The sequence below is a fragment of the Streptomyces sp. NPDC050997 genome, from assembly GCF_040660135.1.
Taxonomy (GTDB): Bacteria; Actinomycetota; Actinomycetes; order Streptomycetales; family Streptomycetaceae; genus Streptomyces.
Genome location: NZ_JBFAGK010000004.1, coordinates 90,295 through 103,466, shown reverse-complemented (window position 1 = coordinate 103,466; position 13,172 = coordinate 90,295). Strand labels below are relative to the sequence as shown.

Here is a 13,172-nt window from a genome sequence, read left to right as displayed (position 1 = left end):
GGGGGTCGAGTCCGGCAACCGGCACGGGCGCGGGGACGGGAAGGGGAACGGGGGCGGAGAGGGGGTCGAGTTCGGCAACCGGCGCTGGAGCAGACGCAGGCCCGGACGAAGCGGGCGCAGGCCCCGGCATCCGCCCGACGGCCGGCACGGGCGCGGGCGCCGGGCCAGGCATCGGCCTGGGGTCAGACGCCTCGTCGGTGAGCCTCCCGAAGCGGCGGTCGTGCCAGAGCAGGGGGCGCCCGCCGCCGACGTGGACCGCCGCGACCCGGCCGACGACGAGGTGGTGGTCCCCATAACGGCGTACGTCCTCGACGAGGCACACGGACCAGGCCAGCGCTCCGTCGATCACCGGGACGCCGAGCACCTGGCGGGTGACCGTGCCGGCGAACCGCTCGGCCGCGGTGGTCGTCGGGTGGGCGAACCGGCCGGCCAGGTCGTGCTGCTCCTCTCTCAGCAGGTGCACCGCGAAGACCCCGCGGGCCCGGACCGCGGCGAGCGTGCGGGAGCCCTCGCGCAGACAGACGAGGAGCAGCGGCGGCCGGGCCGACAGGGAGGTCACCGCGGAGACGGTCATACCGAGCGGACCGTCCTCGCCACGCGCCGTCACCACGGCCACCCCGGCGGCCAGCTTGGCGTACAGGCCCAGACAGCGGGCTGCCCCAGGGCCCGGCTCCTCGCGCAGCCGGTCCCCGTACGAGGAGATCCCGGTCTCTCCGCTCGGCCGTTCAGCCGTGAGCCGCGGTGGCGCACTCATCGATCACCTCCGCGCCCACCAGGCCGAAGAGGATGCGGGCGATGTTTGTCCGCAGGGTGGACTCGGCCACCGGATCGAGGATCTCCGCGAGGGTCGGAATGCCGAGGTCGAAGGAGGCGGTGAAGACGACGAGCGTGCCGTCGTCGCGCGGTTCGCAGCGCCAGCTCCCCTCGAACGTCTGGAAGTCGCCGCTGAGTTGCTCGAACGTGAGGGACAGCGTCTCCGGCGAGAACGTGTCGCGTTCCCGCCACCGCATCAACCCGCCGCGGAACGCGACCGTCCAGTCCGACACGAGCGAGCCGTCGGGCAGTGGGGCGTCCACGCGGACCTCGCGGACGGTGTCGGTGAGTTCGGGATAGCGGCGGAAGTCGGTGATACGTCGGTAGACGTCGGCCGGTGCGAGATCGTCGGCGACAGCGTGCACAGCCACGTGGCGCATGGTTGTCGTTTCCTTTCGATGGGCCGGGCGGGCTTGCGGGCCGGGCGGGTCAGCGGTGGTCGCAGGGGTCAGCCCCCGTCAGCCGTCCACCGGCCCTGAGGCCCTGAGGTCCTGAGGCGCTGCGGTCATACGGAGAGCAGTGGTGTGCAGGGCCTCGGCGAGCGTGGTGAAGAACAGGTCGAGCGCCTCGTCCGAGACCACCGCGGGCGGTGTCAGCCGCAGCACCCGGGTGGCGTTGAGGGAGTGGTTGACCAGCACGTCCCGCGCGATGAGCTCCAGCAGCATCTCGCCGACCGCCCACTCCTCGCCGAACTCGATCCCGATCAGCAGGCCGCGGCCGCGCACCTCGTGGACCAGGACCTCCTGGTACGGCGCGCACACCCCCCGTACTCCGGCCAGGATGCGCGCGCCGAGGGTCGCCGCCCGGGCGACGGTGTCCTCCCGTTCCATCGTCTCGACGGTGGCGAGCGCGGCCGCGCAGGCGATCGGGGAGGCGCCGAAGGTGGAGGTGTGCAGGTAGGGGTCGCGGCCGAAGGGGGCGTACGCCTGCTCGGTGGCGACCATCGCGGCGATCGGTACCACTCCCCCGCTGAGTCCCTTGCCCACCAGGAGTACGTCGGGGCGGACGTCCTCGGCGTTCACTCCCCACCAGGTGCCGAGTCGTCCCATCCCGGTCTGGATCTCGTCCACGATCAGCAGCGCGCCGAACTCCTTGCACAGCGCGGCCACTTCACGGAGATAGCCGTGTTCCGGGATACGCACCCCACCCTCGCCCTGCACCGGTTCGAGAATGACGCAGGCCCGGTCCCGGCGGGCGGCCAGCGCCTGTCGGAGCTGCGCCGGGTCGCCGTAGAACACCTGTGTGATGTCGGGGAGGAGGGGTTGGAACGGTGTCTGGTAGGTGGCGTTGGCGGTGACGCTGAGGGCGCCGAGGGTCTTGCCGTGGAAGCCACCGCGTGTGGTGATCACCGCGTCGCGTCCATGGGCGCGGGCCAGTTTCAGGGCGGCTTCCGTCGCCTCGGCGCCGGAGTTGACGAAGTGGACGTAGTCGAGGCCCGGCGGGGTGTGCGCGGCCAGCGCCTGGGCGGCCCGCGCGGCGACCGGTTCGAGGAAGACCCGGCTGGCCAGCGGGTGGGTGTCGATCTGCCGGTGCACTGCCTCGACGACGGCCGGGTGCCGGTGGCCCAGGATGAAGACGCCGTAGCCGCCGAAGTCCAGGAGGCGGCGGCCGTCGTCGGTGTGGATCCAAGGGCCCTCGGAACGGACCTCGGCCATCCCTCCCATCACCCGGCCCATGACCGCCCGGCCGGAGCCGATGTGCCGGACGTACAGCTCCACGAGTTCGGTACCGCCGGGCAGGGGCGCGGCCAGGTTGACGGGCGCGGCCGGGGCGGCGGGGGGTGACACGGCCGGTGTCTCGACGTGGACGGCGGGCGGTGCGGCGGAAGGGGACGCGGGCGGTGTGGCCAGGGGCGTCGTGGGGGGCGAGATCGTCATGAGGCCAGCTCCCTCGAGGGTGTCGCGGCGGCCGGATGGGCGCGGTGTCGCCTGAGTGGTCCGGCCCTGCCTTCGGCCCAGCTCTCCAGGTTGCGTACGAGGGCGGCGCGGATGTCGGTGTGGGTCAGCCGGGTTCCGCAGTCGGGGTCCCCGAGCGAGGAGGCGAACGGCAGCTCGCGCTGGAAGACCAGCAGGAGTTCGGCGTAGTGCTGGAGGCGCCGGCGCAGCGACGCGGGCATCGCGGTGCCCTGCAGCATGGGCAGCAGCAGTCGGTGCACGGCGTCGACCGGGATGAGCCTGGGCGGCTGGGGCTCGGGCAGGCCATGGCGTACGGCGAACTCCGCGCAGACGTCGGAGATCTCCCGCAGCAGCGGGGCCTGGGGGCCGGCCGTCAGCCAGTACTCGCCGTGGCGCACCTCGCCCCGGATCAGGTCGCCCACGGCCCGGGTGACGAAGTCCTGCGGGACCATGTCGATCCGGGCCTCGGGTTCTCCGGGCAACACCGGCACCTGTCCCAGGACCATCGAACCGAGCGTCTTGGTCAGGCCCTGCTGCCCCGCGATCCGGCCGGTGACCGAGTCACCCATCACGACCGAGGGCCGCACGATCACGCCGGGCAGGCCGGCGTCCCGCACCATCTGCTCGGCCGCCGTCTTGGAGTCCAGGTAGGCGGCGGCGCCCGGGAAGCGCCGCCGGTCCTCGGCGGCCGGCGCGCTCGCCACGAACGCGGTGCTCACCAGGTAGAGGGGCGCGTCGGCGCGAGAGGCCAGCTCGAGGACGGCCCGGGTGCCCGAGGTGTTGGTCCGCATGATGTTCTCGGGCGCGGTGCGCCAGTTGGTCTCGGCGGCGGAGTGCAGGACGACGTCCACCTCGCCGGCTAACCGGTTCCAGGCCTGCTCGGGCAGGCCAAGGCGGGGTGCGAGCAGGTCGCCCTGGAGCTCGCGTACCCGTGGGTCGTGCAGTGGCCTGTTCCGGCGCAGGCAGACCAGGTCGAAGTCGGCGGACAGCTCCTCGATCAGGGCCCGCCCGAGCACTCCGGAGCCGCCGGTCAGCAGCAGCGTGGGCCGGTCGGTCGGACTCGGACGGTGTTTCGGCACGTGTGGCGGCATGGGCGTACTCCCCCAACGGGACTCGGCTGCCATAGGCGGCTGGGATCCGGACTGCCGTACGACGGCCTGGGTGTCAGCCGATGGCGAGCGGCCGGTCGGCCAGATAGCCGGCGAACGGTTCGGTCATGCGGGGCCGGGACGGCGGGTGCAGGGACAGTCCGTTGGCACAGGCGGCCAAGTGGCCGACCTCGTCGGACGTCATGAAGTTGAGGCCACCGAGGAGTTCGACGGCGCGGGGCACGATGCGGGCGAGGGCGTCCTGGACGCTGTAGCGGACGCAGAGGGCCTGGGCGAGCGCGGACTCTCCGAGGTCACCGGCGTCCACCCGGCGGGCGATGCCCTCGGCGGCGGCCATCGCGGCCTCGGTCTCCATGAACAGGCGTACGCGCTCGTGCTCGGGGATCCGGTCGTTGAGCAGGACGCGTTCCACCAGGGCGCTCGCGGCACCGAGGTAGCTGCCCGTCATCAGTGCCTGGAACCAGATCAGTCCGGCCGTCTGGAGCTCGTCGAGCTGCCCGGCGGGCATGGCGGTGCGCAGCAGGAGTTCCGGCGGGACGAGGACATCGGCGAGCGTGACCTGTTCGCTCTCCGCTCCGGCGAGGAAGGCGCTGGACCAGAAGGCGCTGACGCTCAGCCCCTCGCTCTCGGCGGGCACCAGCGCCACCGCGAGTTCCTCGCCCTGTCCGTCCTCGCGGGGGACCATGACACTCGCGGTCAGCACGTCCATGGAACGGGCCAGGCTGCACGGGCGTTTGACGCCGTTGATCCGTACCCCCTGCTCGGTGACCGTGGCGGTCATCGACGGTTCCAGGATGCCGGCGCCGCCGCGCCCCTCGGCGAAGCCGGAGGCGATGATCCGGTTGGAGGACGCCACGCCCTCGATCAGCATCCATTCCAGGCCGTCGGACTGTCCGCCGAGGTGGCCGAGGCCGACCAGAGTGGCCATCGAGAAGTGGTGCATCGTGGTTCCCACGGCCAGCGAGGGCGAGCGGCTGCCGATGGCCCGCTGCACCCGCAGCGCGTCCAGCGCGGTGGCGCCCCGGCCCTGGTGGCACTCGGGCACCAGGAGACCCGGTCCACCGCTGTCCCGGAAGAGCCGGACACCGGTGCTGCTCGGCCGCTCCAGCTCCATGAGCGGGGTCTCGCGGAGGGCGGGGTCCAGGTCGGGCAGCAGCTTGGCCAGCGTGGCGCGTTCACGTTCGAGGAATCTCATGGACGTGCGGACCTCCAGGACTGGGTGGATACGCGCGGACAGGGGTGGGCGAGGCCCGCATGGGTCATACGGCGTTGGTCGCGCGCAACAGCTGCCATACGGCGCCGACGCGGGGCTTGCCGAGGAAGGCGATGTACTCCGGGAGGACCGCGTGCGGGGCCCACTTCTCCTTGTACTCGAGCTGGGAGGCCGCGGGGTAGATCGCCTTTCCGTGCTCTGCCAGCAGACGGGCGAACCGGGCGAACATCCGGCTGGAGCCGGGGACTTCGTGCTCCTCGCCGAGCCCGGTGAACGGGGTGAACCCGAAGTGGAGCCAACCGGCGCCATCGGCGACGAAACGCTCCATGACGGTGGCGTTGAGCGCCTCCATCACGCCGGGAGGCGCGTCGGGCCGGCGTCTGCTGAGGTCGTGCAGCCAGCCGGGCCGACTGCCGTAGGAGGGCGAGTAGTTGACGTATCCGACAGCCTCACCGGCGATCCGGCCCACGAACAGCCGGCGGTGTTCCTGCAGCGGTCCGGTCCGCTGGCCGACGAGGAAGCGCAGCTCCTTGACGTGCCGGCCCTTGTCCCGCAACCAGCGGTCGTCGAGCAGGTCCAGCTCCCGGCGGTCGTCGTGCTGGACCTCGGCCACCTCCAGTCCCGCCCGCCGGGCCCGCGAGATCTTGTTCCGCAGCCGCACGAACCGGGAGCCACGCAGGGTGAAACAGGACAGGTCGACGGCGTAGGAGGCTCCGAGCTGGTTGACCGTGAAGCCTCGCCGGGCATACAACTCGGCGTCCGCACGCTGGAGTTGCACGGCGACCAGCCGGGGCCCGGTCTCGGCCACGAAGGAGTCGAGCAGCCGCTCGCGGTGTTCCGGAGCCGCGAACGGGCCGCCGAACTGAAGAACATGACGCCCTGACCTGCGATAGGCGCAGGCGCCCTCGAAACGGTCGTCACGGAAGTATTCGTTGCCGCTGTTGAGGGCGAGGAATGCGCTGGGATTGTCGCTGTGCTCGGCGAGAGTGTCAAGAACGGTGTCAAGCACGGACGACATGTGGGCCCTCCAGGGAATTCTTCGGCTCGAAAGGCACGCTGAACGGTTTCAGGGAATTGCCGAAGAGCGCACGGTCGCCCATGAGGTGGATGGGAAGAGCGAGCAGAGCCCATTCCGGCCCGACGGACAACGCCCACGCTCCGGCCAGCACCCCGGCCGTGACCAGGCTGTGCATCACGTTGTAGGCGACGTAGTAGCCGCGCGCGATCCGTCGGCCGCCGCCGCGCCGGACGGCGAGCGCCCCAGGGAGATAGCCGATGACGTCGATCACCGAGAACAAGGCGATGAACACGCCCCAGCGAATCTCCGAAAGGTGCTGGAAGGCGAGCACCAGTGAAACGACCAGAATAGCCAGCCATTCAAGTCGGCAGAGCGCGAAGGTAGTTTTCGTCTCGAATCTGTTCTTGGCGTCCACGGGCGCTCCTTTCACCCCTGATTACGCACGAACGGGTGCTACCCCTCGCAAAAGCGAAAGCGGGTCCGGCGCCCCAGGTCTAGGGTCCCGTCGCATGACGTTCGAGTTGTTGTTCCATGCCGCGTCGGCGCCGGCCCGCGCGCGTGGTCGTGCCCTTCAGTCGGCTCTGCGTGAGGCGGTCCGCTCGGGGCGGCTCGCGGTGGGCACCCGGCTGCCGTCGAGCCGCGACCTCGCGGCCGACCTGGGTGTGTCGAGGGGCCTGGTCACGGAGGCGTACGAGCAGTTGACGGCGGAGGGCTACCTGCGCAGTGGCCGCGGGGCCGGGACCTGGGTGGGTGACGCGGTGCGGGCCGCGCGCCCTCCCGCGCGTGACCTCGCTCCGCGTCGCGTCGGTGCCCGGGCCGACTTCGTCCCGGGGACACCGGACCTGTCCCTGTTCCCGCGTGCCGCGTGGTCCGCCGCCCAACGCGGTGTCCTGGCCGAACTGGCGCACCAGGAGCTCGGCTATCCCGATCCGCGCGGACTGCCCAGGTTGCGCACCGCGCTGGCCGAACTCCTCGCCCGCCGCCGCGGCGTGGTCGCGGACCCGGACCGGATCGTGGTGGTCTCCGGGGTGAGCCAGTCGACCACCCTCCTCGGTCTCGTCCTGCACGCGCGCGGGGTCCACGCCGTCGCCGTCGAGGACCCCGGCAGCCCCCAGCACGCCGAGCTGTACACGGCGGCCGGTGTCACCACGGTGCCCGTCCCGCTGGACGACGAGGGGCTCGGCATGGGCCCGCTGCGGTCCTCCGGCGTACGGGCCGTGGTGACGACCCCGGCCCACCAGTTCCCCACCGGGGTCGCCTACTCCGCGAACCGACGCGCGGAGCTGCTGGACTGGGCGCGGTCCGTGGACGGTCTCGTCCTGGAGGACGACTACGACGGCGACTTCCGTTACGACCGTGCCCCCGTGGGCGCGTTGCAGGGGCTCGACCCGGAGCACGTGGCGTACGCGGGCTCGGTCAGCAAGTCGCTCGCGCCGGGGTTGCGGCTGGGCTGGCTGCTGGTCCCGGAACCGCTCGTCGAGGAGGTCGTCGCCCGCAAGCGGACCCTCGACCTGGGCCATCCCGTGCTCGACCAGGCCCTGTTCGCCCGGTTCGTGGAACGCGGCGACTACGACCGCCAGTTGCGCCGCTGCCGACGCGCCTACCGGGAACGCCGGGACACCCTGGTCGCCGCTCTGCGGGAGCACTTCCCCGGCGCGGAGGTGTCCGGGATCGCCGCGGGACTGCACGTCATCGCCGCGCTGCCGGAGCGCTACGGCCCACAGGATCGGTTCCTGGCACAAGTGGCCGCGGCCGGGGTGGCCGTACGCCCGCTGTCTGACTGCACGCACGCGCGTGCCGAGGCCGAGGCCGACGGCAAGGGGGATGTCCGCCTGGTCCTGGGGTACGCCCATCTCTCCCCCGCGCGGATCCGTGACGGCGTACGGATGATGGCCGCGGCGGTCACCCACTGACCGATGTGAGCGCCGACGGCGGGGCGGGATCCGTCCGGCCACCCGATCACCGTCTCCCCGTCTCCCCGTCTTCCCCCCGACCGTGCTCCGGCTGCCCGATCGCGCGCCCGCACGCGCCTCCACTCGCGAATCGCACACAGGTTCCCTTGTTCCCGCGGTCAGTTGTTCACTTGTGGTTTCCGTGAGCGCTGCGGCGCCCCAGTAGTTGTGGCACTGCACACTGGCCGGATCCCGTCGCTGGAGGCGTATCCATGTCATACCGTCCGCTACCCGGTCGTCGCAGCGTCCTGCGCGGCTCCCTGGCCGCTTCGGCGGCCCTGACCCTGCCCACCGCCCTCGGCGCGGCGCCGGCCTTCGCCCTGTCCGGACGCCCGAAGGCCGGTTGGGGCGTGCAGACGGGAGACGTGAGCGCCGACTCCGGACTGGTGTGGGTACGGTCCGACCGGCCGGCCCGGATGATCGTCGAGACGTCCGCGACCGAGTCGTTCCGCAATCCCCGCAGATGGCACGGTCCGCTGCTCGGCGCGGACACCGACTTCACCGGCACGACCCGCCTGCGGGGGCTGCCGTCGGGCGAGCAGATCAACTATCGTGTCCTGCTCGCCGACCCCGACGATCCGCGCCGCACCGGCGAGCCGGTCACCGGCACCTTCCGTACCGTGTCGGCGCGCAGGCAGAGCGGCGTGCGCTTCCTGTGGTCCGGTGACCTGGCCGGGCAGGGCTGGGGCATCAACCCCGACTTCGGCGGCTACACGATCTACCAGGCGATGGCCGGGCTCGACCCCGACTTCTTCCTCTGCAGCGGCGACAACAACTACGCCGACGGTCCGATCGCGGCGACCGCGGCCCTGCCCGACGGCAGCACCTGGCGGAACATCACCACCGAGGAGAAGTCCAAGGTCGCCGAGACCCTGGCCGAGTTCCGCGGCAACTTCCGCTACAACCTGCTGGACGAGAACCTGAAGAGGTTCAACTCACAGGTGCCGTCCGTCATCCAGTGGGACGACCACGAGGTCCGCAACAACTGGTACCCGGGCCAGACCATCGCGGACACCGACACCCGCTACACCGAGAAGAACGTGGACGTGCTCGCGGCGCGGGCCCGACGGGCGTTCAGCGAGTACTTCCCGATCTCCACCTTGGCACCGGGCGCGCGTGACGGCCGGGTGCACCGAGTCCTGCGGCAGGGGCCCCTGCTGGACGTGTTCGTGCTGGACATGCGGACGTACCGCAACGCCAACTCGGCCGACGACCAGACCGTGGACCCGCAGGGCATCCTCGGCCGGGAGCAGCTCGAGTGGCTAAAGCGGGAGCTGTCGCGGTCACGTGCGGTGTGGAAGGTGATCGCCTCCGACATGCCGCTCGGGCTGGTCGTGCCGGACGCCACTGAGGGCAGGCAGAACATCGAGGCGGTGGCGCAGGGCGACCCGGGTGCGCCGCTCGGGCGTGAGCTGCAGATCGCCGAGCTGCTGCGGTACGTCAAGCACCGTCGGATCACCGGCACGGTGTGGCTGACGGCCGACGTGCACCACACCTCGGCACAGCACTACCAGCCCTCACGGGCGGCCTTCACGGACTTCGAGCCGTTCTGGGAGTTCGTGTCCGGGCCGCTCAACGCGGGCGCCTTCCCGGCCAGCAAGCTGGACAACACCTTCGGTCCGGAGCGGGTGTTCGTGAAGGCGCCGACCGCGTCGAACGTCTCGCCCGCGGGCGGCTACCAGTTCTTCGGCGAGGTCGACATCGACGGCGACAGCGGGGAGCTGACCGTGCGGCTGCGCGAGCAGGACGGCACCGTGCTGTTCACACAGGTGCTGCAGCCGGGCAGGGTCGGCCAGTAACTCCCGTACCCCCGGCTCCCGTACCCTCGAAGCCGCGCCGCGCACCGGCGTCATCTCCCGGTGCGCGGCACACGGTACAAACAACAACCAACGGTACAGAAAAGCATACTTTACCCAGCGGTCACAAGACGTTCGTGATCACGCAACACCATTCCTCCACACTGGTTGCATGACTCGAAAAATCTCTGTTGTGACGCGCACCGATGACGCTCGTCCCGTACACCCCTGGCAGATCGTCTCGGCGGCCTTCCACACATGGTGGTCACGCCGCCACGGTCACGCCCCACCGACGAGTGATACCGAGCCCGGCCCGCTGGCCGAGGAGCAGCGGGCCGGAGAGAGCACGCTGTGGCAAATGCGGACGACGGTGAAGGACGAACCGGGCTCGCTGGCCGCCCTGTGCGCGGCTCTCGCCGAGCACCGGGTCGACATCCTGAGCCTGCAGGCGCACCCGCTGGCCGAGGGCACGGTGGACGAGTTCCTGCTGCGCGCCCCCGCCGACCTCGTCGGCTCCGAGATCACCCGGGCCGTCGCGGGGGCCGGCGGTGCCGACACCTGGATCGAGCGGGCGGACGCCCACGACCTGGTGGACGCGCCCACCCGGGTCCTCGGCCTGGCCGCCCGTACGGCACTGGACGCGGCGGAACTGCCACTGGCGCTACGGCAGTTGCTGGGCCGCTGCACCATCCGTCAGCAGCCCGCCAAGCCCGCGTCCGGAGCCGGCCGAGGGCCGGGAGCCCTGCCGGTGGAAGGGGTGCTGGAGGACACCGTGATGCGGCTGCGGGCGCCGGAAGGCGGAGTGATCACCGTGGAGCGGCCGTATCTGCCGTTCACCCCGACCGAGTTCGCGCGGGCGCGGGCCCTGGTGGAACTGGACGCCCGCCTCGGTCCGCGGGTGCCGCGCAGCCAGGACGTACTGACACTGCCCGCGGGCAACGCGATCACCGTACGCCGGGCCGACGCCGGCGATCTGGAGGCCGCGGTGGCGATGCACGAGCGGTGCTCGGCGCGGACGCTCGGGATGCGCTATCACGGGCCGGTCGGTGACGCCGACCGCTATCTCAAGCACCTGCTCAGCCCGCGCTTCGGCCGGACCCTCGCCGTGCAGACCGCCTCCGGACGCATCGTCGGACTCGGGCATCTGCTGTGGGACGGGGACGAGACGGAGGTCGCGCTGCTCGTCGAGGACGACTGGCAGCGGCGCGGTATCGGCGCCGAACTCCTTAGCCGGCTGGTGGCGATGGCGGTCGAGGCCGGCTGCGCGAGCGTGTACGCGGTGACACAGTCGTCCAACACCGGCATGGTCGCCGCGATGCGCGGGCTCGGACTCCCCCTCGACTACCAGATCGAGGAGGGCATCCTGGTGATCACGACCCGCCTGGACACGGCCCCGGTCACCGCACGGCCGTCGTACGCACAGGAGCTGGAGCTCTCCGAGGAGATCGTGCGTGACTGACCCGTGCGCGACTGACCGTGCGTGACTGACCACGCCCTCGGCTCAATCGGAGTGACGCGCGGCGGCCCCTCGTACGAGGATGGACCGCATGTCAGAGACCAAGAGCCCGCTTCCCCGCGAGGTCGCCGACGCCTATGTCGACGAGCTCATCGCCCTCGACCCGATCACCGGTACGTATCTCGGCGTGCCGGAGAGTTCGCGTCGGCTGCCCGATCTCTCACCCGCGGGCCAGCAGGCGCTCGCCGGCCTGGCGCGCGGGACGCTCGCGCGGCTCGACGAGGCCGAACGGCGGCCCGGCGCGGACAGCGACATCGAGCGCCGGTGCGCCCGTCTGCTGCGCGAGCGGCTGACCGCCGAGCTCCGGGTGCACGAGGCCGACGAGGGCCTGCGCGCGGTCGGCAACCTGGGGACGCCGGCGCACTCGGTGCGGGACATCTTCACCGTCACGCCGTCGCAGACCGACGAGGACTGGACGGCCATCGCGGAGCGGCTGCGCGCGGTGCCGACCGCGTTGGCGGGCTACCGCGAGTCCCTCGAGCTGGGCCTGGAACGCAAGCTGTACGCCGGTCCGCGTCCGACCGCCACCTTCGTCGGCCAGCTCACCGAATGGGCGGACACGGACGGCAAGGGCACCGGCTGGTTCGAGGACTTCGCGGCGGCGGGCCCCGAGACCCTGCGCCCGGAGCTCGACGAGGCCGCCCGTGCGGCGACCGCGGCCGTGGCCGAACTGCGGGACTGGATGCGCGATGTGTACGAGCCGGCCATCGAGGGCGCCCCGAACACAGTGGGCCGGGAGCGCTACGCCCGCTGGTCGCGCTACTTCAACGGCACCGACCTCGACCTCGACGAGGCGTATGCCTACGGCTGGGCCGAGTACCACCGTCTGCTGGCCGAGATGAAGCAGGAGGCCGAGAGGATCCTGCCCGGCGCCGAGACGCCGTGGGTGGCGCTGGCCCACCTCGACGAGCACGGCAGGCACATCGAGGGCGTCGACGAGGTCCGCGACTGGCTGCAGGGTCTGATGGACCAGGCGATCGACGCGCTCGACGGCACCCACTTCGAACTCGCCGAGCGGGTGCGGAAGGTGGAGTCCCGCATCGCCCCGCCCGGCGGCGCGGCGGCCCCGTACTACACGCCGCCGTCGGAGGACTTCTCGCGTCCGGGCCGCACCTGGCTGCCGACGATGGGCCAGACCCGCTTCCCGGTCTACGACCTCGTCTCGACCTGGTACCACGAGGGCGTCCCGGGCCATCACCTGCAACTCGCCCAGTGGGCGCATGTCGCCGGGAGCCTCTCCCGCTACCAGGCCTCGATCGGCATGGTCAGCGCCAACGCGGAGGGCTGGGCGCTGTACGCGGAGCGGCTGATGGACGAGCTGGGCTTCCTCACGGACGCGGAACAGCGGCTCGGCTACCTCGACGCGCAGATGATGCGGGCCGCCCGGGTCATCGTCGACATCGGCATGCACCTGGAGCTGGAGATCCCGGCGGACTCGCCCTTCCACCCCGGTGAGCGCTGGACGCCGGAGCTGGCGCAGGAGTTCTTCGGCGCGCACAGCAGCCGCCCGGCGGACTTCGTGGAGAGCGAGCTGACCCGCTATCTGACGATTCCGGGTCAGGCGATCGGCTACAAGCTCGGCGAGCGGGCCTGGCTGCTGGGCCGGGAGAAGGCGCGCGAGCGGCGCGGCGACGCCTTCGATCTCAAGGCCTGGCACATGGCGGCCCTGTCCCAGGGCTCGCTGGGCCTGGACGACCTGGTGGACGAGCTGTCCCAGCTGTAGCCGTGCCCGGCATCCCCCGTCCGTCTCCTCGCGTGGGCCGGCCGCGCGAGGAGACGGACCGGGTCACAGCCGCCGTAGCCGTACGAGGCCGAGCCAGGTCTCGGGACCGGGTCTGACCTGGGCCGCGCGGACCGCGT

At 71.7% G+C, this 13,172-nt stretch carries 10 protein-coding genes and 1 pseudogene; 4 read left to right on the top strand and 7 right to left on the bottom strand.

Annotated features, from left to right (window positions below; all coding sequences use genetic code 11):
• Positions 1–193: 193 nt before the first annotated feature.
• From AB0H86_RS10425 to AB0H86_RS10395, 7 genes and pseudogenes are all read right to left on the bottom strand, one after another.
• Positions 194–754 (bottom strand): annotated as a pseudogene (locus tag AB0H86_RS10425) (flavin reductase family protein); the annotation flags it as partial.
• A complete protein-coding gene (locus AB0H86_RS10420; protein WP_362435548.1) occupies positions 726–1,193 on the bottom strand; it encodes an aromatase/cyclase in 468 nt (155 codons plus the stop codon). The gene AB0H86_RS10420 and the pseudogene AB0H86_RS10425, both read right to left, overlap by 29 nt.
• A 78-nt stretch (positions 1,194–1,271) precedes the next feature.
• Positions 1,272–2,690, bottom strand: coding sequence for an aminotransferase class III-fold pyridoxal phosphate-dependent enzyme (locus tag AB0H86_RS10415; protein ID WP_362435545.1), 1,419 nt, complete (start codon positions 2,688–2,690; stop codon positions 1,272–1,274).
• A complete protein-coding gene (locus tag AB0H86_RS10410; RefSeq protein WP_362435542.1) occupies positions 2,687–3,799 on the bottom strand; it encodes an SDR family oxidoreductase in 1,113 nt (370 codons plus the stop codon). Before AB0H86_RS10410 ends, AB0H86_RS10415 begins: the two co-directional genes overlap by 4 nt.
• A gap of 73 nt (positions 3,800–3,872) precedes the next feature.
• Positions 3,873–5,012 (bottom strand): acyl-CoA dehydrogenase family protein, encoded by a 1,140-nt coding sequence (locus tag AB0H86_RS10405; protein WP_362435539.1) that lies wholly within the window; start codon positions 5,010–5,012, stop codon positions 3,873–3,875.
• 64 nt (positions 5,013–5,076) lie between these two features.
• A complete protein-coding gene (locus AB0H86_RS10400) occupies positions 5,077–6,048 on the bottom strand; it encodes a DUF2156 domain-containing protein (protein ID WP_362435537.1) in 972 nt (323 codons plus the stop codon).
• The gene (locus AB0H86_RS10395; protein WP_362435534.1) at positions 6,032–6,463 is read right to left on the bottom strand and encodes a hypothetical protein; all 432 of its coding nucleotides are present in this window, start codon (positions 6,461–6,463) and stop codon (positions 6,032–6,034) included. The genes AB0H86_RS10400 and AB0H86_RS10395 overlap by 17 nt, the downstream gene beginning before the upstream one ends.
• Positions 6,464–6,557: 94 nt before the next feature.
• Between AB0H86_RS10395 and AB0H86_RS10390 the strand changes: the two genes are divergently transcribed.
• From AB0H86_RS10390 to AB0H86_RS10375, 4 genes are all read left to right on the top strand, one after another.
• Positions 6,558–7,961, top strand: coding sequence for a PLP-dependent aminotransferase family protein (locus tag AB0H86_RS10390; protein ID WP_362435531.1), 1,404 nt, complete (start codon positions 6,558–6,560; stop codon positions 7,959–7,961).
• A 251-nt stretch (positions 7,962–8,212) separates the two neighbouring features.
• Positions 8,213–9,799 carry an alkaline phosphatase D family protein gene (locus AB0H86_RS10385; protein ID WP_362435528.1) on the top strand — a complete coding sequence of 529 codons (1,587 nt, stop codon included), beginning with the start codon at positions 8,213–8,215 and terminating at the stop codon, positions 9,797–9,799.
• Positions 9,800–9,968: 169 nt separating this feature from the next.
• Entirely contained in the window at positions 9,969–11,255 is a 1,287-nt protein-coding gene (locus AB0H86_RS10380) for a GNAT family N-acetyltransferase (RefSeq protein WP_362435525.1), read from the top strand.
• Positions 11,256–11,343: 88 nt separating this feature from the next.
• Positions 11,344–13,035: a DUF885 domain-containing protein gene (locus AB0H86_RS10375; RefSeq protein ID WP_362435522.1), complete on the top strand. Its 1,692-nt coding sequence runs from the start codon at positions 11,344–11,346 to the stop codon at positions 13,033–13,035.
• Positions 13,036–13,172 lie beyond the last annotated feature (137 nt).